This window comes from Rhodobacter sp. 4.3.4 (genome assembly GCF_058724655.1).
This window is the reverse complement of sequence record NZ_CM178967.1, coordinates 2,455,760-2,478,188: the sequence shown is the minus strand read 5'-3', so window position 1 is coordinate 2,478,188 and position 22,429 is coordinate 2,455,760. Positions and strand designations below refer to the sequence as shown.

The 22,429-nt window shown below is 67.5% G+C and carries 30 protein-coding genes; 17 read left to right on the top strand and 13 right to left on the bottom strand.

Features of this window, described 5'->3' with window-relative positions; genetic code table 11:
• The first annotated feature begins 1 nt into the window (after position 1).
• From AC4PTB_RS12100 to AC4PTB_RS12070, 7 genes are read left to right on the top strand one after another with little or no spacing between them, the layout of a single operon-like run.
• Positions 2–787, top strand: coding sequence for a GvpL/GvpF family gas vesicle protein (locus AC4PTB_RS12100; protein WP_492190193.1), 786 nt, complete (start codon positions 2–4; stop codon positions 785–787).
• On the top strand, positions 787–1,044 hold the full coding sequence (locus tag AC4PTB_RS12095; RefSeq protein ID WP_492190192.1) for a gas vesicle protein GvpG: 258 nt from the start codon (positions 787–789) through the stop codon (positions 1,042–1,044). Before AC4PTB_RS12100 ends, AC4PTB_RS12095 begins: the two co-directional genes overlap by 1 nt.
• Positions 1,034–1,981 (top strand): GvpL/GvpF family gas vesicle protein, encoded by a 948-nt coding sequence (locus AC4PTB_RS12090; RefSeq protein ID WP_492190191.1) that lies wholly within the window; start codon positions 1,034–1,036, stop codon positions 1,979–1,981. Before AC4PTB_RS12095 ends, AC4PTB_RS12090 begins: the two co-directional genes overlap by 11 nt.
• On the top strand, positions 1,978–2,682 hold the full coding sequence (locus AC4PTB_RS12085) for a GvpL/GvpF family gas vesicle protein (RefSeq protein ID WP_492190190.1): 705 nt from the start codon (positions 1,978–1,980) through the stop codon (positions 2,680–2,682). The genes AC4PTB_RS12090 and AC4PTB_RS12085 overlap by 4 nt, the downstream gene beginning before the upstream one ends.
• Positions 2,675–2,884 (top strand): gas vesicle protein, encoded by a 210-nt coding sequence (locus tag AC4PTB_RS12080; protein WP_492190189.1) that lies wholly within the window; start codon positions 2,675–2,677, stop codon positions 2,882–2,884. Before AC4PTB_RS12085 ends, AC4PTB_RS12080 begins: the two co-directional genes overlap by 8 nt.
• Positions 2,877–3,557, top strand: coding sequence for a hypothetical protein (locus AC4PTB_RS12075; protein WP_492190188.1), 681 nt, complete (start codon positions 2,877–2,879; stop codon positions 3,555–3,557). Before AC4PTB_RS12080 ends, AC4PTB_RS12075 begins: the two co-directional genes overlap by 8 nt.
• The gene (locus AC4PTB_RS12070; RefSeq protein WP_492190187.1) at positions 3,554–3,892 is read left to right on the top strand and encodes a gas vesicle protein K; all 339 of its coding nucleotides are present in this window, start codon (positions 3,554–3,556) and stop codon (positions 3,890–3,892) included. Before AC4PTB_RS12075 ends, AC4PTB_RS12070 begins: the two co-directional genes overlap by 4 nt.
• 10 nt (positions 3,893–3,902) lie before the next feature.
• On the opposite strand, the gene pcl is transcribed toward AC4PTB_RS12070, so the two are convergent.
• Genes pcl through AC4PTB_RS12045 form a run of 5 tightly spaced genes read right to left on the bottom strand, consistent with a single transcriptional unit; the run spans position 3,903 to position 7,140 of the window.
• Positions 3,903–5,156: a 4-coumarate--CoA ligase gene (gene pcl / locus AC4PTB_RS12065; protein WP_492190186.1), complete on the bottom strand. Its 1,254-nt coding sequence runs from the start codon at positions 5,154–5,156 to the stop codon at positions 3,903–3,905.
• On the bottom strand, positions 5,149–5,640 hold the full coding sequence (locus AC4PTB_RS12060; protein WP_492190185.1) for a hypothetical protein: 492 nt from the start codon (positions 5,638–5,640) through the stop codon (positions 5,149–5,151). The genes pcl and AC4PTB_RS12060 overlap by 8 nt, the downstream gene beginning before the upstream one ends.
• A gap of 16 nt (positions 5,641–5,656) precedes the next feature.
• Positions 5,657–6,310, bottom strand: a complete 654-nt coding sequence (locus tag AC4PTB_RS12055) for a hypothetical protein (RefSeq protein WP_492190184.1) — start codon at positions 6,308–6,310, stop codon at positions 5,657–5,659.
• A gap of 3 nt (positions 6,311–6,313) precedes the next feature.
• Positions 6,314–6,688 (bottom strand): photoactive yellow protein, encoded by a 375-nt coding sequence (gene pyp / locus AC4PTB_RS12050; RefSeq protein ID WP_492190183.1) that lies wholly within the window; start codon positions 6,686–6,688, stop codon positions 6,314–6,316.
• A gap of 23 nt (positions 6,689–6,711) precedes the next feature.
• The gene (locus tag AC4PTB_RS12045; RefSeq protein ID WP_492190182.1) at positions 6,712–7,140 is read right to left on the bottom strand and encodes a hypothetical protein; all 429 of its coding nucleotides are present in this window, start codon (positions 7,138–7,140) and stop codon (positions 6,712–6,714) included.
• Between the two features lie 57 nt (positions 7,141–7,197).
• On the opposite strand from AC4PTB_RS12045, the gene AC4PTB_RS12040 reads away from it, so the two are divergent.
• The 4 genes from AC4PTB_RS12040 (at position 7,198) to AC4PTB_RS12025 (ending at position 10,678) form a co-directional block, all read left to right on the top strand.
• Positions 7,198–7,446, top strand: coding sequence for a hypothetical protein (locus AC4PTB_RS12040; protein WP_492190181.1), 249 nt, complete (start codon positions 7,198–7,200; stop codon positions 7,444–7,446).
• Between the two features lie 116 nt (positions 7,447–7,562).
• The gene (locus tag AC4PTB_RS12035; protein WP_492190180.1) at positions 7,563–8,054 is read left to right on the top strand and encodes a hypothetical protein; all 492 of its coding nucleotides are present in this window, start codon (positions 7,563–7,565) and stop codon (positions 8,052–8,054) included.
• Positions 8,051–9,028, top strand: a complete 978-nt coding sequence (locus tag AC4PTB_RS12030) for a hypothetical protein (RefSeq protein ID WP_492190179.1) — start codon at positions 8,051–8,053, stop codon at positions 9,026–9,028. The genes AC4PTB_RS12035 and AC4PTB_RS12030 overlap by 4 nt, the downstream gene beginning before the upstream one ends.
• A gap of 54 nt (positions 9,029–9,082) precedes the next feature.
• A complete protein-coding gene (locus tag AC4PTB_RS12025; protein WP_492190178.1) occupies positions 9,083–10,678 on the top strand; it encodes an HAL/PAL/TAL family ammonia-lyase in 1,596 nt (531 codons plus the stop codon).
• Positions 10,679–10,687: 9 nt separating this feature from the next.
• On the opposite strand, the gene gvpA is transcribed toward AC4PTB_RS12025, so the two are convergent.
• Positions 10,688–10,900 (bottom strand): gas vesicle structural protein GvpA, encoded by a 213-nt coding sequence (gene gvpA, locus AC4PTB_RS12020; protein ID WP_013066812.1) that lies wholly within the window; start codon positions 10,898–10,900, stop codon positions 10,688–10,690.
• Positions 10,901–11,106: 206 nt separating this feature from the next.
• Positions 11,107–12,846 carry a methyl-accepting chemotaxis protein gene (locus AC4PTB_RS12015; RefSeq protein WP_492190177.1) on the bottom strand — a complete coding sequence of 580 codons (1,740 nt, stop codon included), beginning with the start codon at positions 12,844–12,846 and terminating at the stop codon, positions 11,107–11,109.
• Between the two features lie 144 nt (positions 12,847–12,990).
• Between AC4PTB_RS12015 and AC4PTB_RS12010 the strand changes: the two genes are divergently transcribed.
• The 3 genes from AC4PTB_RS12010 to AC4PTB_RS12000 all read left to right on the top strand — a co-directional run bounded on the left by AC4PTB_RS12010 (position 12,991) and on the right by AC4PTB_RS12000 (position 16,425).
• Positions 12,991–13,713 (top strand): hypothetical protein, encoded by a 723-nt coding sequence (locus AC4PTB_RS12010; protein ID WP_492190176.1) that lies wholly within the window; start codon positions 12,991–12,993, stop codon positions 13,711–13,713.
• 294 nt (positions 13,714–14,007) lie between these two features.
• Positions 14,008–15,894: a TniQ family protein gene (locus AC4PTB_RS12005; protein ID WP_492190175.1), complete on the top strand. Its 1,887-nt coding sequence runs from the start codon at positions 14,008–14,010 to the stop codon at positions 15,892–15,894.
• A gap of 291 nt (positions 15,895–16,185) precedes the next feature.
• Positions 16,186–16,425, top strand: coding sequence for a hypothetical protein (locus tag AC4PTB_RS12000; RefSeq protein ID WP_492190174.1), 240 nt, complete (start codon positions 16,186–16,188; stop codon positions 16,423–16,425).
• 90 nt (positions 16,426–16,515) lie between these two features.
• Here AC4PTB_RS12000 and AC4PTB_RS11995 read toward each other — a convergent pair whose 3' ends face one another.
• From AC4PTB_RS11995 to AC4PTB_RS11975, 5 genes are all read right to left on the bottom strand, one after another.
• Entirely contained in the window at positions 16,516–16,692 is a 177-nt protein-coding gene (locus AC4PTB_RS11995; RefSeq protein ID WP_492190173.1) for a hypothetical protein, read from the bottom strand.
• 119 nt (positions 16,693–16,811) lie between these two features.
• Positions 16,812–17,018 carry a hypothetical protein gene (locus tag AC4PTB_RS11990; protein ID WP_492190172.1) on the bottom strand — a complete coding sequence of 69 codons (207 nt, stop codon included), beginning with the start codon at positions 17,016–17,018 and terminating at the stop codon, positions 16,812–16,814.
• Positions 17,019–17,062: 44 nt separating this feature from the next.
• Positions 17,063–17,269, bottom strand: a complete 207-nt coding sequence (locus AC4PTB_RS11985; RefSeq protein ID WP_492190171.1) for a hypothetical protein — start codon at positions 17,267–17,269, stop codon at positions 17,063–17,065.
• Positions 17,270–17,295: 26 nt separating this feature from the next.
• A complete protein-coding gene (locus AC4PTB_RS11980) occupies positions 17,296–17,502 on the bottom strand; it encodes a cold-shock protein (RefSeq protein ID WP_492190170.1) in 207 nt (68 codons plus the stop codon).
• A gap of 227 nt (positions 17,503–17,729) precedes the next feature.
• Positions 17,730–18,986 carry an MgtC/SapB family protein gene (locus tag AC4PTB_RS11975; RefSeq protein WP_492190169.1) on the bottom strand — a complete coding sequence of 419 codons (1,257 nt, stop codon included), beginning with the start codon at positions 18,984–18,986 and terminating at the stop codon, positions 17,730–17,732.
• A 125-nt stretch (positions 18,987–19,111) separates the two neighbouring features.
• On the opposite strand from AC4PTB_RS11975, the gene AC4PTB_RS11970 reads away from it, so the two are divergent.
• The 3 genes from AC4PTB_RS11970 to AC4PTB_RS11960 are packed head-to-tail and all read left to right on the top strand — an operon-like array spanning position 19,112 to position 22,055.
• Positions 19,112–20,182, top strand: coding sequence for an efflux RND transporter periplasmic adaptor subunit (locus tag AC4PTB_RS11970; protein WP_492190168.1), 1,071 nt, complete (start codon positions 19,112–19,114; stop codon positions 20,180–20,182).
• Positions 20,182–21,384 (top strand): ABC transporter permease, encoded by a 1,203-nt coding sequence (locus AC4PTB_RS11965; protein ID WP_492190167.1) that lies wholly within the window; start codon positions 20,182–20,184, stop codon positions 21,382–21,384. The genes AC4PTB_RS11970 and AC4PTB_RS11965 overlap by 1 nt, the downstream gene beginning before the upstream one ends.
• Positions 21,381–22,055 carry an ABC transporter ATP-binding protein gene (locus AC4PTB_RS11960; RefSeq protein WP_492190166.1) on the top strand — a complete coding sequence of 225 codons (675 nt, stop codon included), beginning with the start codon at positions 21,381–21,383 and terminating at the stop codon, positions 22,053–22,055. Before AC4PTB_RS11965 ends, AC4PTB_RS11960 begins: the two co-directional genes overlap by 4 nt.
• A 79-nt stretch (positions 22,056–22,134) precedes the next feature.
• Here AC4PTB_RS11960 and AC4PTB_RS11955 read toward each other — a convergent pair whose 3' ends face one another.
• Positions 22,135–22,326 (bottom strand): hypothetical protein, encoded by a 192-nt coding sequence (locus AC4PTB_RS11955; RefSeq protein WP_111396024.1) that lies wholly within the window; start codon positions 22,324–22,326, stop codon positions 22,135–22,137.
• Positions 22,327–22,429 lie beyond the last annotated feature (103 nt).

The following is a 22,429-nucleotide window of genomic DNA, read 5'->3' as shown; positions in this document are numbered from 1 at the left end:
CATGGGCCACTATCTTTACTGCCTTCTGGCCCCCCCGGCGCGCGGCACGCTGGCGCAGATGCAGGCGGCGGCCGCGGGCGTGGCAAGCCTTGGCGGGCCGGTCGCGCTCTCGGCGGTGGAGGGCATGCTGCTGGTCCATTGCCCCTGCGATCTGGCGGAAATCACGCAGACGCGGCGCAACATGCTGGCGCATACCCGCATGCTCGAGGCGCTGATGCCGCTGGCCACCTGCCTGCCGGTGCGCTTTGGCGTCATCGCCCAGGATCTGGCGGAAGTCGCCGCGATGATCGGCGAACGGCGGGAAGAGCTGGCCGATCACGCGCGACGGCTTCTCGATCATGTGGAAATCGGCCTGCGCGTGCGTTTTGCCCGCGACCGGGCGCTGGCGCAGGTGATGGCCGAAACGCCCGATTTCGTCGCCGAACGCGACAGGCTGATGGGGCAGGGGCCCGGGGCCTATTTCGCGCAGGCCGAATTCGGGCGTCGTCTGGCCGAGGCTTTGGACACCCGCCGCACCCGGGCGCAAAAGCAGCTTCTGGCGGCGCTGCGCCCGCATGCGCGCGACCATGTCCTGCGCGCCCCCGAAGAGGATATCGAGGTCTTGCGGGCGGAATTTCTGGTCCCGGCTGGCGGGGTCGATGCCTTCTCGCGCAAAGCGCATGATCTGGCCGCGGGGCTGGGGTTTGCGGGGGCCGCCGAACCGGAGCTGCAGGTGATCGGCCCCGCGCCGCCCTATCACTTCCTCTCGCTCTCGCTGGCGTTCGACAACACTTCGGAGGCTGCCTGATGGGCCTGTTGCGCAAACTTTTGCTGGCGCCGGTGGACCTGCCTATCACCGGGGCGCTCTGGATCGTCGAGAAGATCGCCGAGACGGCCGAGGGTGAGTTGACCGATCCGGGCACGGTGCGGCGGCTGCTGCGCAATCTCGAGGCGCAGCTCGAAGCCGGGGAAATCACCGAGGAAGAGTATGAATTGGCGGAAGAAATCCTGCTCGATCGGCTCAAGCGCGGGCAAGCGGCGGAGGCACGGACCGGTGGCGCATGAAATCATTGCGATTTTGCCCGGCGATACGGTCCCGCTGCCCGCGGGGCTGACGCGCGTCAGTGCCGGGGGGGCGACGGCGGTTCTGGCGCCTGCACCGGGCTGGACCGAGCGCCTGACCGGCGGGCCGAAACAGACGGCGGTGCGCCATCACAGCCGGCTGGAGGCCTTGCTGGCGCTGGGGCCGGTCCTGCCCTTCGCCGCGGGCATCGCCTGTGACCCCGATGAGGCCGCGCTGTTGCTGAGGCTCGATGCGCCCCTGATCGCGCGTCTGGCCGCCGAGATCGGCCCCCGTCGCCATTTTCAGCTGGCGCTTGACTGGGACGAAAGCCGCGTGCTGACGGCCTTTCGCGACAGCCCCGAACTCGCGCCGCTTTTTGTGGGGGCGCCGGTCACCCCCGAGGCGCTGCGCCAGGCCATCACGGCGCTTGCGGACCGGCTGAGCGCCACCGCCCTGCGCCTGCTCGACCCGGTCGCGGAAGATCCGGTCGAACAACCGCGGGCGCCGGGCGGCCTGCTCAATGTGGTCTTTCTGCTGCGCCCCGAGGACGAGCCCCGCCTGGACGCGGCTCTGGAGGCGATCGATGCGCTTTGGACCGAGGGCCTGCGGCTGCGGCTTGTCGGTCCCAGCGCGCCGATCAGCCATGCGCTGCTGGACATCGACCGCGTCGATGCCGGGGCGGTTTCCGCGGCGGCGGATCTGCTTGGCCTGAGGCCCGATGCCGGGGCGACGGCGGTCAGGGAGGCCGCGAAGGCGGCCTTGCGCCGCCCCGATCTGGCCGCCAATGCCGCCGAACATCTCCGTGCGGCCGCGCGCCTGCTGATCCGCGCCCAAGAGATTGCGGCGCTGCGGGGATCGGTTCCGCTCAGCCTGCCGCAGCTTGTGCATCACCGCCCCGGCGGCACCGCCGCCACGGCCAGGGCGAGTGTGGCGGCATGACGGGCCTTGCGCTGCATGGTTTTGTCGCGCCGGATGGCTGGAGCGGCCCGCCTGCCGCGCCTGCTTCGGGTGCCGTCGCGCTTGATCGCCTGATCGCGCTGGTCTCCGAGGCCGCGGAGGATCTCGACAGCCCCGAAATGGCGCAGGCGGCCGCGCTGGCCCATCATGCGCTGATATCGGCCTGGCACCGGCAGGGGCCGGTGTTGCCGGTGCGACTGGGGACGGTGTTTTCCTCTGAAACCGCGCTGCAGGCGGCGCTTGCGCCCAAGGCGGCGCAGTTGCGTGCGGCGCTCGACGCCCTTTCGGGCAAGGAGGAGATGGTGCTGACGATCCTGCCCGCGGCCGCGGCCGCGCCCGCCGCGGCGCCAATCGCTCCTGCCGCGACCGGCGCGGATTGGCTGCGCGCCCGCAAGGCGGTCCGCGACCGTGGTCAGGCGCGGCAGACGGATCGACAGCAGACCCTCGCCGGTCTGCAACAGGCGCTTCGCAGCCGCGGCGTGCCGTCTCTGGCCGCGCCTGCGCCGCGCGACGGGGGGCTGCGCTGGCACCTTCTGATCGCGCGCGACGACCGCGCCGGGCTTGACCGCTGGCTTGCCGCACAGGCGGATCTGTTCGATGCCGCGGGGCTCGATCTCACCCTTGACGGCCCCTGGCCGCCCTATCGTTTCGCGGCGCAGGCCATGGAGGCGCTCGATGGATGACGGGTTCAGCTTGCGGCTTTTCGGCCCGGAGGAGGTGTTTGACGCCCCCTCCGGCGGCCTTGCCGATCTGCTTGACGGGCTTTTGGGGCATGGGATCGTGCTGCATGGCGATCTGTGGCTGACCGTGGCCGATGTCGAGCTGGTCTATGTCGGGCTGAGCGCAGTGCTGGCCTCGCCGGAGGCTTTGCGGTCCCATGGCTGAGCCCCGGATCAGCGGTCTCGCCCCCTGGAGCGCCGGTCTGCCGGATGTGATTGGCTGCCATGACGGCTGGGCCTTGATGGGCGCAGCCGGGGCGGAGAGCCCGAAGGACCATCTGCGCCGTCAGGTCGGCTGGTGCCGTGCGGCGGTGGATTTTCTGCCGCTCAGCCCGCGCGCGACCCCGACCCGCGCCGAGGCGGAACGTCTGGTCGCGACCCGCGCCCCGGCCCTGGAGCGCGCCCACCGGCAGGTTCGGGGCCGGCTGCAACTGATCGTGCAACTGGAGATCTGCCGCCCCGACCCTGGCCCCGACCTTGGCCCCGACCTCGGCCTCGTGCGCCCCGAAATCACCGGGGGGCGCGGCTGGTTGCAGGCGCGGGCGGAGCGGGCCACGCGCGAGGCCGGGGCCAGCACCGCTTTCGCGGCGCAGGTGCAACGGGTGGTCAGCGCGCTTTTCCCGCGCGAGGGCCGGATTGCGGCGCTGGCGCCCGGTGGAACGGTCGAGACCTTGCGGCTGCGCCGCGCCGTGCTTGTGCCGCGCGCGGGCTTGCAGGCTTTCGCCGCGGCTCTTTCGGCGGATCTTGAGCGGGAAAGCCGGGCCGGGATTTGGGACGTGATCGCCCCCTTGCCGCCCTTGGCTTTCGCCTCGCTCGAGTGTGACGGAGCCGTGACATGAGCGCCACGATGAGCCTTGAGCTTGGCGATGTCGATGCCGTGCTGTCGCAGGCCGCGCGCAGCCTTGCGGCGGGGGGGCGGCTGACGCTTGATCCCGAGCGGGTCGAACAGGATCTGGCGCGGCTTGTGCTGGGGATTGTCGAGCTGTTGCGCAAGCTCATGGAATTGCAGGCGATCCGGCGGATGGAAGCGGGCAGCCTGACGCCTGAGCAGGAGGAGACGCTGGGGCTGACGCTGATGCGGGCGGAAGCGGCGCTGCATGAGGTGGCGGCGAAATTCGGCCTTGCGCCCGCGGATCTGGTGCTTGATCTCGGCCCGCTTGGCCGCAGCGTCTGAGCGGGCGCGGTCAGTCCCAGTCCTGCGCCTTGCCTTCGCGGCTCAGCGGCAGGGCGCGGCCAAAACGGTAGTGTTGCGGCCGCGCCGGGGCATCAAGCCCGGCTTCGGCGCGGGCGCGCAGCCGCGCCTCAAGATCGGCTTCCGCCGCGGCGGTGCAGACCACGAAAGCCTTGAGCCGGTCCCCGCCAAGCCGCAGGGCGATCGCGTCGACGCCGGGCTCGGCTGCCAGCACGGTTTTGACATGGTCCAGACGGACGTTCACGCCGCCGACCTGCACCGCCTGATCGAGCCGCCCCTCGAGAACGAAGCGGCGCGGTCCGGTCCAGCGCAGCCGATCCTGCAGCGGCAGCGGGTCCGGGCCGTCGGCAATCCGGTCCCCGGCGCTGCGGGACAGGAAGGGCAACAGGGTGAAAGCCGCCCCGGGGGCGGAGCGCAGGCCGATCCCGCCGGTTTCCGAGGCGCCATAGACCTCGGTCAGATCCTCAAGTCCTGCCGCAAGCAGGCCGTGCCACAGCGCGTCGGGCATTGGCGCACCGGAACTGACCCCGCGCAGACCGGGCGGGAAGGGGCCAGCCTTGCCCAGATGCGCCCAAAGATGCGGCGTGGCAATGATCAGATCGCCGGGCTTTGCCACAGAAAGCGCAGAGGCGGGCGGCGCCGCGGTCAGATCGCGCAGGGGGACGCCCGCCAGCCCGGGCAGAAGCGCGGTGAACAGGCAGCCGAACAGGTGATGGGCGGGCACCAGCCCGAGCACCGCGCCACCGGGGGCGGGCACCAGACCCTGATCGCGGGCCATGCTGGCGGCTTCGCGCATCAGCTTCGGCCAGGGATGCGGGATCGGCTTTGGCGTGCCGGTCGAGCCGGAGGTGCGAAACACCGCCTGCGCGGTTTCGCCCCGCGCCGCCAGCAGGTCGAAATGCTGCAAGATCCGGTCGGTCCAGCCCTGCAGGGTCGGTTCGATATAGACATAATCCTCGATCCCGGTGCGGGAGAGGTCGAAGAAATCGCGCACCGCCCCGATCAGGTCGAGCCGGGCGAGCGAGTCGAAGCCAAGACCGTCCTCGTCAATGCGCGGATCGCCGGCGAAGGCAGCCGCGGGCAGGATCTGGTTGCGCCCGCGCCGGGCCTCGGCGCGGATCAGGCTGATCAGCAGATGGCGCAGCATCGCCGCGTCGGGGGCCTGTGGCAGGTCCGGGTCGCCCCCCACCGCGCCGGGGGCCGGTTGCGGCAGAGCGCCCGGGCCTGCGCGCCGGAGCTCAGGCATCGTCGAGTTCGTAGAGGAACTCGCCCAGCAGCGCCGCGTAATGCTGCCGTGCGGCGGCAATGCGGGCCTGCAATTCGAGCGCCTGACCGTAAAGCTCGGCGGCCGACAGCCCGGCCCCGCCCAGTTTCGCCTGCGGCCGCACATCCTGTGCCGGGTCGAAAGCCTCGAATTGCGCAATCGCCGCGTCGAGCGTGTCGGCACGCCAGGCGCGGAACACGTCGCGCTCGTCGACCGAGGAGAAGAAGGTCTTGATCGCCGTCACGAAGCCGCCATCGGCGGTGCGGAACAGGTTGATCTCGTACCAGTAGGGCAGGTCGGGCGTGAAGCTCATCGCCATGCCCAGCTCGGCGCCACGGAATTGCAGCGGGCGCGCACCGACGCGGCGCAGGCTGTATTCCAGCATCGAGGGATCTCCATACGGGGTGGTTTCCTCGTAAGCCTGCTGGGGAGCCGCGAATTGCTTGCTTTCCGTCATATAGGCCATGATGCCTCCAAGTCTGTCACTGTTGAACCGTGCCCCGCAGATGCGACATCAGCCGTCGCGGCGCCTGGCCGAAGAAGGTTTCCATCGCCCCCCGCTCGGTCTCGTTTGGCGCCAGGCCAACCGGATCGAGCAGCAGGACCAGAGGATCGAGCCCCGCGAGAAGCCGGGGCAGTTGCGCCACATCCGTCACCCGCCGCGCCAGATGCATCGGCCGGGTTGCCGTGACCCCCTCGATCTCGCGCCGGGCCGCGAGCACAAGGCTGTCATCGGCGCTCAGATAAAGCGCCAGGTGCTGGCGGACCGTCACCGGGCAGTCTGCCAGCCGCAAATCGGCCTCGTCCGTCTCTTCGAGCAAGGCCGCGCCCAGGAACACAAGCGGGCGCGCGCCGTCCCGGCGCAGGCGGACACGTTCGCGCAGCGCCAACGGGCAGGTGTCAGTCTCCCCGGCGTCGGGGGGGGGCGCCGTCACCGGCCCTTGCGCCTGCGGCTCCGGTTCGGGCGGAGGCGGTGGCCCCTGCCAGACCGGCAAAGCGCTTGCCCTTTCGGACGGGCGGGCCTGCATCGGCATCCTGTCGGGGCCCCCGGCCGGTCCGGCCGCCCGAGCCGCGCGCCGCAGCTGCAAAAGCGCGGGCGAGATCGAGACGGAAATTTCGGGCCGGGGGGCGGCCATGGCTCAGGCCCGCTTCACAAAGAGCCAGCAGAACTGGCCGTCGGGTTGCGACTTGAGGTGGATCTTCACCGCCACTTCGGCGCCCTTGTAGTTGAACTTGTAGTCCAGCATCACATTGGCCTGGCCGGTGCGGTTGAATTTCAGGAATTCCCCGTGGAACCGCTTGCCCTTGGCGCAGGGCGCGATCTCGTTGAAGAAGTCGCGGCCGATCACCGCCGAGGGATCGCGGCCCGCGATCAGACCTTCGGCCTTGTTGTATTTGGCGATCCGCCCCATGCGGTCGAGAAGCACGGCGCCGAACGGCAGGCTTTCCGCACGCGCGGGCTCGCGCGCCAGGATGTTGTCGATGTCGTTCGTCCCGAACGGAATGATTTCCATGTTCTTTCCTCGCGCAGGTTGAATTAGTGGCCGCTGGTGTCGACGCCGTTCTCGTTGTCGAGAAAGCTGTCGTGGCGGGTCATGGACATGTCTTGCACACGGGTGACGGCATTGCCGTCGAACGTGGCACGGTGCTTGGCGCGCCCCTCGGGGGCGACCCAGCGGTAGTCGGTCCGGCCCATCGTCACCACGCATTGCGGGATGATCTCGAACCGTTCCTTGGCATCGTATTTGACCGAGTCGATCTCGATTTCCGAGGCCTCGCCGAATTCGACCAGCGCCTGCAATTCATCGATCTTCGAGTCGACCTCGCGTCGGGCGACGATCCCCACCATCTCGGCGGCCGCCGCCATGACCCATTCCGGGAAGTCCCCCGTCACCCGCAGGTTCAGGGTGTCGCTACGGAAGGTGTAGCGCCCGTTATCGGTCATCAGCTGTCCAACAATATCCATCCGTAGCTCACTCCTCTCCAACTTTCAGGCCCGCCCTTCGAGGCGACCCAGTCGAACTTGTCGAAAAAGGTGGACCCAAGGCTTGAACAAAATCCTAAAACGCGCGAGCCTGTTTTCGGCAAACCAAGGATATGGACAATGGCCGGTTACTCTTGGCAACCACTCATCAGGCTGACGGTCGTGCCGGACGGGGCGGCGGAGTTGATTTATGTCTTCTCTGATCGCGCGCGCGCGAGCGAGATGGTCCGTTTCCTGTCGGATTTCTTTCCGGGGGCGCAGATGCGCCTCTCTGAGGCCTTCAACTGAAGGTTGATAAAATCCGATCTTTCGGCGTCGTTTTGCGCTGAAAACAGCGTTTACGGCTCTTTTACGGCGCTCGCGTCTACTCGCCGCATGAGTGCAGAGAACCCCGAAGCCGAATCATGACCAGGAAATCTCGCGCCGCCGGCCCGGCAAGGGACCCCGGCGCCGCATCCCCGAAGCGGACGGCGCAGCGCAAGGCGAAGGCCGGGGCCGCTGCGGAGGCCTCGGCGCCCCTGTCTTCGGGCGCCGCTGAAACCGGAGAGCTGCTGTGCGATCTGTGCTGGGAGCGCGGCGCTCCGGCGGCCGGGCAGATCCTGCTGTGCCGGGAGGCGGGGGGGCGGTTTTCCGCTTCGGTCGCTTTGCCCGGGATGCGGGCGTTCGAGGCCCGCGCCGAGGATCTGCAGACGCTGATCGGTTGGCTCGAAGCGCTGGAGGCCCCCGGCTGCCCGCCCGGCGCCGTGGTGGAGGGGGCCGCGGAGTGCCTGGCCGAGGACCGGCTGGAAGATCTGCTGGTGCTCGCGGCCCGTCGCGCGCTGCAGGACAAGTTTGACCAGTTGCGGGGCGAGGCCCTGGCGCTGTGGAGTGACATCGAAGGGAAGGATTGCCGATGACCGAGGGTTCCCCCGCCTACCGTGCGCGCGCCGCTTTCGTGCGCGGGGCGGCGCGAGATCATTTGCGCCAGCTGCGCGAAGAGAGGCTGGCCGCCCGCGAGGCGGCGCGCGCGCAGGAGGCTGCGGCAGACCCCGTCGTGGCAGAGGCGGCCGCCGCTGTGGAGCCGGAGGTCGAGGCCCCCGTCGCGGCTGCGACACAGGCCCCCGTCGCGGCTGCGGAGGAGGTCCCGGCCGCGCTTGCGGAGGAGGCCCCCGCCGCGCCCGTCCCGGAGGCGCCCGCCACCGAGCCCGCCGCCGCGCTCAAGGCCGCGCCGGAACCGCCGCCTGCCAATCCCAGGCTGCCGCTGTCGCCCGGCATGCGGCGGATGCTGCAGGCCCGCGTCTCGGCGCAGCCCGCGGCGGAGCCTGTGTCCGGGACCGAGCCCGAGGGGCCGCCGGATGTGCCCGAAGGCCCGGTTGCCGGGGGCGCGCCGGAAGCGGAGAGCGCCTGCGCCGCGCCGGAGCAGGTCATGGCTGCGGAAACCGGGGCAACCGCCGCCGCCGTCGAGCCGGAGCCGTCGCCGCAGCCTGACCTCGCGGTCGCGGCGGTGGAAGACGCGGCCTTGCCCGAGGCGCCGATCGAAGACAGCCCGGACCCGGAGCCGGTGCCGGAAGTCCCGGCGGTGGCGCCCGTTCCTGCGGCAGCTGCGGCCATGGCCCCTGCGCTTGGGGCGCCCGATCCCGTTGTTCAGGAGATCGCCCCGTCAGGCCTGGCCGCGCCCGAGACCTCCGCGCCGGAGCGGGCTCTGGATCTTGCGCGCCTGCCCGGGGCGGGACCGGGGCTGATCTGGATGCTCAACGAATGCGAGATCCACAGCCTGTCCGATCTTGCGGCCGCGGATTGCACGGATTTGACCGCGCGGATGGGGCTTGCCGGGCGCATCCTCGATCTGGGCGGCTGGATCGCTTTCGCCCGCGCGGCCGAGGGGCGTTAACCGTCCATTAGCCGTGTTCTCGCTATGCTCGATGCAACCAGCGGGAGAAAGCGCATGAACACGCAGCCACAGACGGTCACCGAGTGTCTTGTTCTGGACGGGGCTCTGACACTGGTCCAGTGCGAGGCGATCGCCGCGCATCGCTGCCGGATTTCCCTGAGCGCCCCGCTGCGGGAGCGCTGCGCACGCGCCCATGCCCGGCTTGAACAGGCGATTGCGGAGCAGCGCCACATTTACGGCATCACCACCGGTTTCGGGCCGCTGGCCAACCGTCTGATCGGCGCGGATCAGGGGGCGGAGCTGCAGCAGAACCTGATCTATCATCTGGCCACCGGCGTCGGGCCGAAGCTGAGCTGGGCCGAGGCGCGGGCGCTGATGCTGGCGCGGCTCAACTCGATCCTGCAAGGCGCTTCGGGGGCCTCGCCCGAGACGATCGACCGGATCGTGGCGGTGCTCAATGCGGGGCTGGCGCCGGAGGTGCCGGCGCAGGGCACGGTTGGCGCCTCGGGGGATCTGACGCCGCTTTCGCATATGGTTCTGGCGCTGCAGGGCCGGGGGCGGATGATCGACGCGCAGGGCCGCGGGCATGACGCGCGCGCGGTGATGGAGCGGCTTTGCGGCGGCCCGCTGACGCTGGCGGCCCGCGACGGGCTGGCGCTGGTCAATGGCACTTCGGCGATGACGGCGATCGCGGCGCTGAGCGGGGTCGAGGCGGCGCGGGCAATCGACTGGTCGCTGCGGCTCAGCGCCGTGTTGATGGAGGTGCTGTCGGGGCACGCCGAGGCCTGGCATCCGGCTTTCGCGCAGCTGCGCCCGCATCCGGGGCAGGTCCGCGCGACCGGGCGGCTGACGCAGGCGCTTGCGGGGGCCTCGCGCGTCTGTCAGGCGCTGACCTCGGCGCGCTGCCTGAAGGCCGAGGATCTGCGGCCCGAAGACCATCCCGCGCAGGATGCCTATAGTCTGCGGGTGGTGCCGCAACTGGTCGGTGCGGTCTGGGACACGCTGGACTGGCATGATCGCGTCGTGACCTGCGAGCTCAATTCCGTCACCGACAATCCGGTCTTTCCCGAGGGCTGCGCCGTGCCCGCCCTGCATGGCGGCAATTTCATGGGTGTGCATGTCGCCCTGGCGTCGGATGCGCTGAATGCCGCGATGGTGACGCTTGCGGGATTGGTCGAGCGCCAGGTCGCGCGGTTGACCGACGAGAAGCTGAACAAGGGCCTTCCCGCCTTTCTGCATGTGGGCCAGGCGGGGCTGCAGTCCGGCTTCATGGGGGCGCAGGTCACGGCCACGGCGCTTTTGGCGGAAATGCGGGTGAATGCGGCGCCGGTTTCGGTGCAGTCGCTCTCGACCAATGGCGCCAATCAGGATGTGGTCTCGATGGGGACGATCGCGGCGCGGCGGGCGCGGGCACAATTGCTGCCGCTCTCGCAGATTCAGGCGATCCTGGCCCTTGCCCTTGCCCAGGCGATGGACCTGATCGAGGCCGCAGGCGAGCAGGTCGCATGGTCGGCGGCGGCGCGGGAGATGCGCGCGGAGATCCGGGCGGTCTCGCCGGGGCTCAGCGCCGACCGACCGCTTGCCGGGGATATCGAAGCTGTAGCGCAGCTGCTGCGTCACGCCGCTGCACCAGCCGATCCCCCGGCATGACGATCCGGTTCAGGGGGTCTGCGGATCGACCGTAAGCCCGATGGCCTCGGCGTATTTCAGCCAGGTTTCGACCGACGCGACGACCGCACGCAGCTCGATCGCCAGCAGTTCGATCCCGACGAGGGAAATCCGGACGAAAGCATCGACAACGATGCCCTTGTCGAGAACACGATCGATGACTTCGGCGATGCTGGCCGAAGCAAGGCTCTTTTCGATGGCCATAGGGCTCTCCTCAGATTGCAAGACGGGCGACATTTCACCCGTTTCTACCTTAGGATGCAGGGCTTAAACCGCCGTAAATCGGCGCCTGTTCAAGGCGGCAAATCGCGAAAATCTGCAAGCGTGGTATGTAAGGCAATAACGAAAAGGCCGCGCAGGATTTCGCGGCCTTCAAATAAAAATATGCTGCAGCTGATTTGATTTAGCGCTCATCCATACTGTCGCCATTCCGGGGTGGGCGTGTTTTCGCGCCGCATGGTCCGGCTTGATTTCCATTCCACCGCTTCAGAGACCGCCGCAGCCAGATGGAATAGCGACATCTTGTTCATCAAGGTGTCGGATTTTTCCAGAAGTCCGGCCGCGACCGCCTGATTTTCCTGCGCCATCTGCCGGTTATCGCGGGTCAGCCGATCCATCGCGCCCATTTGGCCCGCAAGGTCGCGCATGGCCGCCGATTGTGCCGCGCATTGCGTGGTGATGCGCCCCATCTGCCCATGCAATTCCTGCACCGCGGCCTCGACATGGCCGATCGCCTTGCCCGAATCCGTCACCCGGTCGCTGGCCACCTGAATGCTTTTCTCGATCCCGCTGACAAGGCCCGTGATTTCCGTGGCGGCATCGGCGGTCTTGCTGGCAAGCGAGCGGACCTCGTTGGCGACAATGGTGAAGCCCCGGCCCGCCTCGCCCGCACGGGCGGCTTCGACGGCAGCGTTGAAGCCGAGGATGCGCGATTGCAGGGAGATCGAATTGATCAGGCTGGTGAAGCGGTTGATCTGGCCGCTGACGCTGCGGATCGCCTCCATCGCTTCCTTGACCGAGCTTACGGCATGGCCGCTTTCGGTGACCCGCTGCAGGCTCATTTCGGCCACCCGGTTGCCCGCGCTGGCCGTCTCTGCCGTGGTTTCGATCTTGCGCGAGGTCTCGTCGATCGTCTGCAAGGTCTGGGTCAGCGTCCGGTTCTGCTCGTCGGAGCGGCCTTGCAACACCTCGGCCGAGGCGGCCACCTGGCCCGAAATATCGCTGACCCCCTTCGCCTCGAGCGAGATCGCCTGCACCAGCGTCTTCAGCCCGTCGACCATCTGGTTGAAATCCTCGCGCAGGGGTTCCAGTTCGATGTTGAACGGATCCTCGATCCGGGCCTCCAGCTCGCCCTGTTTCATCAGGGCAATCGCCCGCGACAGCGCGTTCAGCGCGGTCTTGCGTTCCGTCACATCGGTTGCATAAAGCACGATCCGGTCGACGCAGCCCGCCGCATCCATCACCGGATCGAGCGAGCCCTGAATGAAGATGTCGCGCCCCGATTTCGACCGCAGTTGCAATTCGCCGACAAAGGGCAGGCCGGCGTCGCGATCCGACCAGAATTCGGCATAGTCCGAATCGCTCAGGATCGCCTCGTCCTGCAGGCGGCGCGCCTCCTCGCAGACGAGTTCGCTCGGGTCATAGCCAAGGGCGTTGCAGAAAATCGCATTGGCCGACAGGATCATCCCCCCGGCCATGAATTCGGCGGTGAGCTGGGTGTTCTCGATCGCGGCCAGACGGGTGCGGATGTCGAATTCCCGGCGCTGCGCATGGCTGACATCAAGCGCGGTGACCGTGACGCCGTTGAACGCCCCCGCCGCCGTCCGCGTGGGCATCATCGCGGCTTTCAGCCAGAAGTTGCGCCCATTCGGAAGACGCATTTCAAAACGCTGGGAAAATCCCTCGCCCTCGGACAGGCCTTGCAACCGGGTTTCGGCGCTTGCACCGAATTCGCTTTGCGGGTCGATCAGGTCGAGGAATTTCCGGCCGACGATTTCATCGAACCCGATCGCCCATTCTGCAAGGGCATGATCGGAACAGAAATCGATCACCCCGTCCGCCGTCATGTGCAAGACCAGGACCGAATCCATTATGGCCTCGGCAAGACCATCGGGATAGGACGCCTGCGTCTGAATATACGTCTCGGTCATTCTGGATACCTGTGAAGCACGGCGAAAAGGGTGCGCCTGCCCGGTAAAATTGCCGTTAAGCGCAAAGGTTTTATGCGGTCAGCGTTCATGAAATCTTATGTGCGCGCTTTTAAAACCGTCTCAAGCGCAGCGCAGGAGAGTGCCATGCACGACGGCAAGACCGATCCGCAGTTTGAAACGATGTCCGAAGAAACGACGCCCGGGGAAACGGTGCCCGAAGAAACGGTGCCTGCGCAGGAGACTGCGGCGCCCGCCGCGCCTGCGGATGAGGAGTGGCAGCACAGCCAGATCTCGGTGATCTGGAAGGGGGTCGAGACGGTGCTGCGCCACATGATCGGGCTGCTCGACAAGATCGATGCCGGTGTGGAAGGTCTGCGCGGCGTCGGCACGGAACAGGTCGGCCGCGCCCTCGAGGACAATGCGATTGCGGTCGACCGGATGCGCAAGCAGCTGCGCGAAAGCATTGCCCGGCTCGATCAGCAACTGGTCGTGTTCTCGGCGCAAAGCATTGCGCAACAACAGGATTTGCGGCGGCAGATGCGGGCGCTCGAAAGCCAGATCGCGGCTTTGGCGGCGGCACAGAAGGCGGCTTCCTCTGCCGAAGCCCCGGCCTGGGCCGAAGCGCTGATGGCGCGGATCGAAGAGCGTCTTGCCGCGCAGTCGGCTTCGGCGGCGCAGGAAAGGATCGCGGATCTGGAACTGCAGGTTTCGGCCTTGCAGCGCCAGGTTGCCGAGGCCTCCAAACGGGATGCTGCGCCGCTCAGTGGTGCCGCGCAGGAAATCCGGCTGTTGCTTGCGGAGTTGATTGCGATTCAGGAACGCGACCAGCGCGAAGGGCAGCGCGGCAGGGAACACCACGCCGCCTGACGCGGGGAAGGGCCAAGGCGCGGGCTCCGGCGGGGTCGGAAGGGGCGCTCTGGCCAAACCGCCTCAAAGCCGGGGGATGCGGCTTACTGTGGTGTGCCACTCAAACTTGCCGCAATGACAACGAAACGCCGCAAAATTGACACTTGCAGCTTCCGCAAGTGCGATTCGGGGCTTCCTCGAGCGGCATCCCCCGGTTTTGAAGCGGTTTTGGCAAGATTGCCCCCCTAATCCTCAGGGATTGAGGACCTGGCGGTTTCAGGGCAAAGCAAGGAAGCCAGAATTGCCAGCCGGATCATGCCCTCAGCGCTTCCCCGCCTCACCCTCAGGTTCGACCCCGCGCCCGGCGAAGCGCCGGCCTCATATCTGTCGCGCCTCGCCATGCGGAATGGCGCCAACCTGGAGAGCTTTGCCGTCCTGATCGGGATCGACCTTTCCGATCTGATCGACGGCGCGCCCCACGCGATCGAGGGGCTTGCGCAGATCGCGGACACGGATCCTCGCCCCCTCCGATCTGCCAGTTTTTCGCGCGTGAGCACCCGCAGCTTCGAGCGTAACGGAAACGTCTTTCCGCGCCATGTCGTGCGCAGCCCCGCCACGCGGATCTGCCCCGATTGCCTGCGTGAAGATGCCCGAGGTTCTGGCCTGCCGCATCAGATCGGCATGGCCTTTCGCTCGAATTGGCAGGTTCCCTTCCTCCGAGCCTGCCCCAGCCACAACCGCGCTCTTGTCGAGGTCTTGACCGACAGCGACCGGACCAAGCGCCACGATTTCGCAACGCGGATCGGCCTCTTCATGCCGCAGGTGATAACCGGCGCCCTAGACACGCCCTCCCTGCCAGTCTCGCCGTTCGAACAATGGCTCGTGCGGCGCCTGGATGGAGAAACCACCGGACTCTGGCTAGACAGGTTCGAGCTGACCGCCGCCGCGACCTTCACCGAGCTCCTCGGGCGTTCCCTTCTGCTGGAGAAATTCCCACGCTCGCTGAAGCTCAGTCCGGTGCGATGGCGCATGGCGGCGGATGTCGGCTTTTTCTCGGCCTCTCAGGGCGAGGCGCAAATCCGCGAGGCGCTCCTCCATCTTCAGGCACGCGACGGATCGCCGAACGATGGCCTGCATGCGCGCCTCGGCCCCCTTTACGACCGTTTTTCGCGTGATCTCGAGGGCCCGGAATTCACCCCGTTTCGCACCCTCCTGCGCGAGCACATTCTGACGACATGGCCGCTCGCCACCGGCGACGACGTCCTGGGCCACCGGGTCGAGAAGCGCCGCCTCCATTCCATCCGCTCGCTGTCGAACGCGACGGGCATGGGCACGGACCGTCTGCGCAAGGCCCTCGTCGATGCCGGGCTGGTTCCTGAAACTTCGGCAAGGCGCGCAGCGTGGGACCTGTTCGACGCCGATGCCGCAGAGGCGCTGGTGCGCCCGATGCTCGAAGGCCTTGGCTGGACCGATGTGATCGAGCGCTTCAACTTCCCGCGCGACCAGCTTGAGATCATGGTCAAGGCGGGGTTCATCTGCCCGCTTCCGACCGGCGCGGACACCTATCCAAGCTTTCATCCCGCCGAGATCCAGAGCTTCCTTGATCGCCTCTTGCTCGGGGGCGTGGCGACATCTCAGGCCATGCACGACTTTCACGACATCCCCTCGGCCTGCCGTCGGCTCGTCTGTTCCGCAAAGGAAATCGTGGGGTTGATCTTCGACGGGAAGCTGAAAAAGATCAGTCGGCACACCGGGCGCGAGGGCTATCTCGCGGTGCTCGTCAATATCCGGGAAATTCGTCCGCTCCTGCTGCGAGCCAAGGCGACGGGTCTTACCGTGGAGCAGGCGGCGGAGCGCCTGGGCGTAACCCAGGTTCAGATGCGCGCGATGATCCGAGATGGCGTGATGAAGGCAGACTTCGCCCCGAACCCGGTGACCGCAAAGCCGCAATACTATGTGACCGAGGCGCATCTAAGCGATTTTCGCACGGAGTTCATGACCTGCAAGGAACTCGCCGACTGGCTTCGCCTCGATCGGGACGCGACCAGGAAACAGCTGAAAGAAGTCGGAGTTCATCCGATCGGTCCGCCGGAGAAGCCCTACGGGTTCGCCTACCGTCGTTTGCGGATCCACGAGCGCTTCGTTCAAGCCCTGCAGCGCGGTGCGGGTCACGCTGCCATCGACCTGGATGCAGACCCCTGAAGCATGCGTCAACTTTGTCATCCACCCTCGGGGAAGCGCGTGCGATCAGTGATCCGCTTGCCAAGATGCGCTGTCGCCTGCGGTCGGTCATGGCTCACGCGAGCATGACGCGCGGCGCCTTCGAAAAGGGCGGGGAGCGGTCCGTGAGTTTGCGGCATCGCACTCGCGGCAATCCGCGATAGCGGCCGTTCGATACCGACGGCGAGCTGGTAACGACGCATGGGCAACGGGTATGCGGTCGACTAACGCAGGAACACGCAGACCTTCTACCTGTCGGATGGTGATGGGCTGATGCGGAACATGCCGCAAGCCCGCGGTCCGGTTGCGGTTGATTTCGATGCAGGAGAGTTTGCGCGCCTCGTCCGCTGGGCACAGACCAACCCGGAAGATTACAGCTATGCCGCCGTCAGTGAACGGTGTGGGCAGCCGGCTGCGCGGGCTATCTCGTGTCATTTCTCGGCCGACAAGTCGTCTATTTCGGCCGCACCGGTGAAACACGCGTCGAATATTTCCCAAGCTGACGTCGTTTGAGCGGGTGGACCTCGCCGTGCTTTCCGTCCTCGCGTGCAGCATGCGGGGCTTGGGATGCTCAAACGACCGCTTGATCCGGCGTCACAAAGCTCAAACGCCTTCCGGCGCGTCGGACTTGGTCGGCGTCACCGCCTTGGGCACCGTGCTGCCAGCGCCACGTCCACCCGGTTTGCGGAACGACATTCCGTTGCGAAAACTCGGCTTCGACGCCGGCTGCGCCAGAAATTCTTTCAGATCGAGCTGTTTCTTCGGGGTCGAATAACCCATGGCGTCACTCCTTGCGGTGAAAGGGCGGAAGCGGCGGTGAGGACCGCGCCGCTTCCCTCCCGGTGATGCGTTCGGGGAAGAGGGACAGCATCCGCCGCCACCCTTCAGCCGTTACGCCGTCACCGGAACTCGGATTGCGTTGCATGCCCGTTGAAGGACCGGATCGGGTCCAGCGCCGGACGGTATTGGCGGCGCGGTCCTTGCGGCAATGTGCCTTGGCCAAGGCGCTCGAAGAACTCCCGCCAGCCAAGACCGGTCTGTGCCGGGCGCGCATGCGGGAAACGGGCCTTGGGCGAAGTGCCCAGGGCGGTTCTGTGGGACGTCATTTGACTCTTTCCGCCGCCCCGGGTGTCGGGCTTGGCTTGGGGGATCATCGTTCGGGGCGCTTGAGAGGATTTTCCAGCGCATCGCGGGCCAGCCGTGCCGCCTTCAGGGCGGCGCTGCGATCGGCGCGCTTCGTCGCTTCCGTCTCGATGATCAGTTTTGCAGCGGCAGCCGTCTTGTCGTGCGGCGTCTGCGGTGCAAGGGGGATCTCCCGGAACAGGCCGGGAGATGGATTGGTGCGTAGGCGCGACATCGGCTGTCGTCCGCGATCGATCAGGATCAGGCCAAGGCCAGATTGCAGGCCGACTTGCGGCCATCGCGGCCGGACTCGATCTCGAAAGTCACCTTGGCGCCATCGGCCAGGCGCGCGATGCCGGCGCGTTCGACGGCCGAGATGTGAACGAACACGTCCTGCGCGCCGCCTTCCGGCTCGATGAAGCCGAAGCCTTTGTTCTGGTTGAAAAACTTCACGGTGCCATTGGCCATCGTGTTTACTCCTTCAGGGGAATGCTGCCCACAGAATGCGACAGCTCGGCTTGGTCAGACGAGAGAGCAGACTGAAGCCGATGAAGGAGACAGGGTGCGGTCAGAGGAACTTCGCACCTATCTCGATAGCAGGATTTGCAGAATTTGCAATGATTCTTTGTGGGTTTTCAAAACAACTCAAATCTGCGCGGCTTCAAATTTTACAGCCATAGAGTGTGGGTGCGGCGTCATATCGGCCTCGCGACGTCACCAATCCAGGCAGCAAGGACAATAAGCAACAGCCCCGGCACCACCCGCAGCGCGAAGGCGCGCCCCCCCGTGACCGCGGCCACAAGGATCTTGCTTGCCGTGTTCGCACTTACCGCGGCCAGGATCGGCACCACCGCATCGGCGGGGGCGACCTTGCCAGAGGCGACAAGGGTAGCGACCGAGATCGCCGCCGCATGGGTATCGACAAGCCCCGCCGCCAGCGCGGCGAGCAGCACGCCCGAGCCGCCGAACTGCGCCTGCAGCCCGGCCGAGACGACAAGAACAAGGGCGAGGATCGAACCGAAGGCAAGCGCCGCGCGCAGGCTGAAGGCGCTGCCGCCATGCGTGCCTTCGCCTGCGGGGTGGCGCAGCGCGGCCAACGTCAGCGCCAGCCCGTAGATCGCAGCGGTGCCACCGGCCAGCGCCAGTGGCAGGACAAGGGCGGAAAGGGTGGGCAGGCTGATCGCCACCACCACCAGCGCCAGCTGCGCGACGGTCGCCACCGAGGACAGCACCGCTCCGGCAACGCAGGCCGGACGCAGTTCGGGCGATTGCAGCGCCCGCGATCCCATCGCGCCAATTGTTGCCGTGCTGGAAATGAAGCCCGACAACGCCCCCGAAAGCGGCAGCCCGAACCGCGCCCCCAGAAGCCGCACCGCCAGATAACCTGCCGCGCCGATGCCCATCACCAGCACGATCACGATCCAGACGGCATGTGGGTTGAACGCAAGCCATGGCCCCATGGGACGATCGGGCACCAGAGGCAGGATCACCAGCGTCGCTGCGGCAAAGATCAGCAGATCGTCCAGTTCATCCTTGGAAATCAGCGTCGTGACCAGATTGTGCAACCAGGCCTTGATGTACAGCAGCCCGGTGATCGTCACCGCGATCGCCGCTGCCATCTGGGGCCCGGGAATGCAGAGCCCGCCCAAGAGCACGGTCAGGATCAGCACGATCTCGGTGGTCAGGCCGGGGTCCTGATGCGATCGCTTGCCGTAAGCTACCGCCAGCATTGCCGCGACACAGGCGGCCACCACCGCAAGCAGCAGCACCCCACCCAAAGCGAAGCCGACCGCGCCCGCGGTCGAGGCAATCGCGAAAGTTCGGATTCCTGCGGGTGAGCGGGCTGGCCCCTCGCCCTTGCGCCGCTCGCGCTCGGCGCCGATCAGCGCGCCGACGGCGAGCGCGCTGACCATGTTCAGCACGGGAGGAACAAGAATCGGGACGCTGTCCATCGGGGCCTCGTAACTGGGGGGCGCGTGCATCGACGCATTTTCCACCCCCGTCGTCACTGATCCAGGTCAGCCCGGCTCCGGTCGGGAGCGCTAGACTGCGGGCAATCCGCCGCAAGGTTCGCCCGATGCCCAACCACGTCCGTTCTCCTCCCGACCGGCCCCTATGGCACCGTCTCGGCGCTTTGGCGCTGGCGGCGGCGCTCTGCGTCGGGCTTGCGCTTTGGTGGCAGCTGCGCACCGCGCGTCCGCCGGTGGGGACGGTCGAGACGATGACGCCCGGGCTGGTGACGCGGGTTCTGGCGGTGAACGGCAAGATCGCCCCGCGTGAGTCGGTGGCAATCCGTGCGGCGGTCGGCGCCGTCGCGTTGAGCCTGAATGCCGAGGCGGGCGACGTGGTGCAGGCGGGTGCCGTCCTGGCGACGCTTGACGACCGGCACCAGGCGGCTGTGCTGCGGCAGGCCGAGGCGGCGCTGGCGCAGGCGATGATCCTTCAGGCGCAGGCGGCGGCCGAGTTCGGGCGCAACCGCGATCTGGGCGCGCAGGTGCCGCGGGTGACATTGGACGATGCCCGCCGCAGCCTCGAGGGCGCGGCGCAGGAGGTCGCACGATGCGAAGCCCTGCGCGATCAAGCCCGGATCTCGCTGGACGATTACACGATCCGCGCCTCGCGCGCGGGCACGGTGCTGACGCGGGCCGTCGATCCGGGTCAACGCGTCGATGCCACGACGACGCTCTACACTCTGGCAGATCTGTCGCGGTTGCGCGTCGAGACCGATGTGGACGAAACCTACGCGTTGCAGATCGCGCCGGGGCAGCGGGTGCGACTTCTCTTGCTTGGCAGCGCCGAGACCCGGATGGGGACGGTCGAGACCGTCGCGCCAAAGGTGGACCCGGACACGGGCGGGCTTGCGGTGAAGATCGGTTTCGATGCGCCGATCCGCGCCCCGGTCGGGCTGACCGTCACCGCGAATGTGGTGATCGACAGCCGCAGCGCATTGACGGTGCCGCGCACGGCTCTGGCAGGCGGGGCGGTCTTCGTGCTGCGCGCGGGGCGCGCGGTCGCAACTCCGGTCAGCGTGATCGACTGGCCCGCCGAACGGCTGATCGTCACCGCGGGGCTGGCGCCCGGAGACAGGGTGATCACCGACAGCACCGGCCTGCACGACGGGCAATTCCTGCGCGAGGAGGGCAAGTGATGTTGTATGCCATCAGGATCGCGGCGCGGTATCTGAGCGCCTCGAAGGCGCAGACGGCGCTTCTGGTGGTGGGGGTGGCGGCCGGCGTTTTCGTCTTCATCTTCATGTCGGCGCTGATCGGGGGGCTGGCCGAGTTCATTCTGGCGCGCACGGCGGGCGACATGGCGCATGTCACGATCGAAGCCGAGGCACGCAGCCCGGCCCGGCTTACGGTGCCGCCGGGCCGGGTGCTTTGGGTCGAACAGGCGACGCGCGAAACTGCCACCCTGCGCGCGGCGGAAAACTTCCTGCCGCTGATCGAAGCCCTGCTCGAGGTCAAGGCGGTCTCGCCGCAGATCATCGGGGCGGGCGTCTTGCGCCGGGGCGGACAGGAGGCGCAGGTCTCGATCGTCGGGCTGGAGCCGGGGCGGGAAACCGCGATTCTGGATCTGGAGCGCTACCGGGTTGCGGGATCGGTGCGGCTCGGCGCCGGTGTGGTGGTTCTGGGCAAGGGGCTGGTCGAGGATTTGGGCCTCTCGCTCAACCAAAGCGTCGTGCTGCAATCGAGCCACGGGGGCACGATGCGGCTGACGCTGGGCGGGATCTACGAAATCGGCGCGGGCGGGGCCGACCGGCGCATGGCCTATGTCAGCCTGGCCACGGCCCGCAGCCTGATGGCGCTGCCGCAGGGGCTGAGCCGGATCGAGATCAAGCTGTTCGACCTTTATGCCGCCGATGCCAGTGCCGCGCGCCTGCGCGGCCTGACCGGCCTGCCCGCCGCGTCCTGGACGCGCGAGGGGGCGCGGCTGCTCGAGGCGTTGAAAGCGCAAAAGCAGACCGGCTATTTCCTGAAAAGCTTCGCGATGATCACCATCATCATCGGCGTCGCCTCGTCGTTGCTGCTGTCGACCTATCGCCGCCGCCCCGAGATCGGGATCATGCGGGCGATGGGCGCGTCGCGGCGCTTCGTCGTTGGCGTCTTCGTGCTGCAGGGCGGGCTGATCGGCGCGATGGGCGGGCTTTTGGGCGCGACCACCGGCTATGGGGTGCTTCTGGCCTTCCCGACGCGCGAGAATTTTCGTCCCGGCACGCTGCCGATGGACATCACGCAGGGCGCCTATGGGCTGGCAATCACGCTTACGGTGCTGTGCGCCATCGCCGCCGCGATCTTGCCCGCGCGGGCGGCGGCGCGGCTCGATCCGGTCACGGCGATCGGCCAATGAGCCTTGTGACCGTCACCGATCTGGTCAAGACCTTCGGCACCGGAGAGGCCGAAACCCGGGTGCTGCGCGGCGCCAACCTGACGCTCGAGCGCGGCGAGCGGGCGGCGCTGATCGGCCCCTCGGGCTCGGGCAAGAGCACGCTGCTGACGATCCTTGGCACGTTGATGCAGCCCACTTCGGGCCGACATGAGATGCTGGGCGTCGATCTGACCCGGGCCAGCGATGCCGCGCTGACCGAATTCCGCAACCGCCATATCGGCTTCGTGTTTCAGTTCCACAACCTGCTTCCCGATTTCACCGCGCTCGAAAACGTGGTCTTTCCTGCCGCGATCCGGGCCGGGCGCGAAACAGCCGAGGCGCGGGCGCGGGGGGCGGATCTGCTGGACAGGATGGGGCTTGCGGCGCGGATCCAGTTTCCCACCGCCACGCTCTCGGGCGGGCAAAAGCAGCGCGTGGCGGTGGCGCGCGCCTTGATGAACGCGCCCGAACTGGTGCTGGCGGACGAGCCCACCGGCAATCTCGATCGCGCCTCGGCGCTGCAGGTGATGGAACTGATCGGCCAGATCAACCGCGACGAGGGCACGACCTTCCTGATCTCGACCCATGACGAGACGATCGCCGCCAGCTGTCCGCGCCGGATCGTGGTGGGCGAAGGCAAGTTGACCGGCTGACAGCGAAAAGGGGGCCAAGGGCCCCCGGTCGTCGAACGACTGCGCCACCCCGGCCGAAACCGGGGCGGCACCTGTCGGATCAGGCCAGCGCGGCCACGGCGGCGTCAAGCGCCTTGCCGACGGCGGCATCATCCTTGGCGGTCTGCGCCTTTTCGGCGGCCTGGTAATGCGTCAGCGCCGCCTCTTTCTTCGGGCCGTCGGGCGCCTTGTCCCAAGCGGCCTTGACGGTTTTCATGCGTTCGGCGTTCGACGCCATGGTGTTGAGATTCATCGGTTTCGTCCTTGTGCGGTCTGCCGCGGCAACAGGCTACGTCGATCTGTGCGAGGTGATGGAATTATCCGTCGCGCAGGGCAGTCTGCAGTGCTTTGGGCAG

Coding starts and splice junctions, on each gene's coding strand:
- AC4PTB_RS12100 (WP_492190193.1), top strand. CDS start 2: ATGGGCCACTATCTTTACTGCCTTCTGGCCCCCCCGGCGCGCGGCACG.
- AC4PTB_RS12095 (WP_492190192.1), top strand. CDS start 787: ATGGGCCTGTTGCGCAAACTTTTGCTGGCGCCGGTGGACCTGCCTATC.
- AC4PTB_RS12085 (WP_492190190.1), top strand. CDS start 1,978: ATGACGGGCCTTGCGCTGCATGGTTTTGTCGCGCCGGATGGCTGGAGC.
- AC4PTB_RS12080 (WP_492190189.1), top strand. CDS start 2,675: ATGGATGACGGGTTCAGCTTGCGGCTTTTCGGCCCGGAGGAGGTGTTT.
- AC4PTB_RS12075 (WP_492190188.1), top strand. CDS start 2,877: ATGGCTGAGCCCCGGATCAGCGGTCTCGCCCCCTGGAGCGCCGGTCTG.
- AC4PTB_RS12070 (WP_492190187.1), top strand. CDS start 3,554: ATGAGCGCCACGATGAGCCTTGAGCTTGGCGATGTCGATGCCGTGCTG.
- pcl (WP_492190186.1), bottom strand. CDS start 5,156: ATGCCTGAGCTCCGGCGCGCAGGCCCGGGCGCTCTGCCGCAACCGGCC.
- AC4PTB_RS12060 (WP_492190185.1), bottom strand. CDS start 5,640: ATGGCCTATATGACGGAAAGCAAGCAATTCGCGGCTCCCCAGCAGGCT.
- AC4PTB_RS12055 (WP_492190184.1), bottom strand. CDS start 6,310: ATGGCCGCCCCCCGGCCCGAAATTTCCGTCTCGATCTCGCCCGCGCTT.
- pyp (WP_492190183.1), bottom strand. CDS start 6,688: ATGGAAATCATTCCGTTCGGGACGAACGACATCGACAACATCCTGGCG.
- AC4PTB_RS12045 (WP_492190182.1), bottom strand. CDS start 7,140: ATGGATATTGTTGGACAGCTGATGACCGATAACGGGCGCTACACCTTC.
- AC4PTB_RS12035 (WP_492190180.1), top strand. CDS start 7,563: ATGACCAGGAAATCTCGCGCCGCCGGCCCGGCAAGGGACCCCGGCGCC.
- AC4PTB_RS12030 (WP_492190179.1), top strand. CDS start 8,051: ATGACCGAGGGTTCCCCCGCCTACCGTGCGCGCGCCGCTTTCGTGCGC.
- AC4PTB_RS12025 (WP_492190178.1), top strand. CDS start 9,083: ATGAACACGCAGCCACAGACGGTCACCGAGTGTCTTGTTCTGGACGGG.
- gvpA (WP_013066812.1), bottom strand. CDS start 10,900: ATGGCCATCGAAAAGAGCCTTGCTTCGGCCAGCATCGCCGAAGTCATC.
- AC4PTB_RS12015 (WP_492190177.1), bottom strand. CDS start 12,846: ATGACCGAGACGTATATTCAGACGCAGGCGTCCTATCCCGATGGTCTT.
- AC4PTB_RS12010 (WP_492190176.1), top strand. CDS start 12,991: ATGCACGACGGCAAGACCGATCCGCAGTTTGAAACGATGTCCGAAGAA.
- AC4PTB_RS12005 (WP_492190175.1), top strand. CDS start 14,008: ATGCCCTCAGCGCTTCCCCGCCTCACCCTCAGGTTCGACCCCGCGCCC.
- AC4PTB_RS12000 (WP_492190174.1), top strand. CDS start 16,186: ATGCGGAACATGCCGCAAGCCCGCGGTCCGGTTGCGGTTGATTTCGAT.
- AC4PTB_RS11995 (WP_492190173.1), bottom strand. CDS start 16,692: ATGGGTTATTCGACCCCGAAGAAACAGCTCGATCTGAAAGAATTTCTG.
- AC4PTB_RS11990 (WP_492190172.1), bottom strand. CDS start 17,018: ATGACGTCCCACAGAACCGCCCTGGGCACTTCGCCCAAGGCCCGTTTC.
- AC4PTB_RS11985 (WP_492190171.1), bottom strand. CDS start 17,269: ATGTCGCGCCTACGCACCAATCCATCTCCCGGCCTGTTCCGGGAGATC.
- AC4PTB_RS11980 (WP_492190170.1), bottom strand. CDS start 17,502: ATGGCCAATGGCACCGTGAAGTTTTTCAACCAGAACAAAGGCTTCGGC.
- AC4PTB_RS11975 (WP_492190169.1), bottom strand. CDS start 18,986: ATGGACAGCGTCCCGATTCTTGTTCCTCCCGTGCTGAACATGGTCAGC.
- AC4PTB_RS11970 (WP_492190168.1), top strand. CDS start 19,112: ATGCCCAACCACGTCCGTTCTCCTCCCGACCGGCCCCTATGGCACCGT.
- AC4PTB_RS11965 (WP_492190167.1), top strand. CDS start 20,182: ATGTTGTATGCCATCAGGATCGCGGCGCGGTATCTGAGCGCCTCGAAG.
- AC4PTB_RS11960 (WP_492190166.1), top strand. CDS start 21,381: ATGAGCCTTGTGACCGTCACCGATCTGGTCAAGACCTTCGGCACCGGA.
- AC4PTB_RS11955 (WP_111396024.1), bottom strand. CDS start 22,326: ATGAATCTCAACACCATGGCGTCGAACGCCGAACGCATGAAAACCGTC.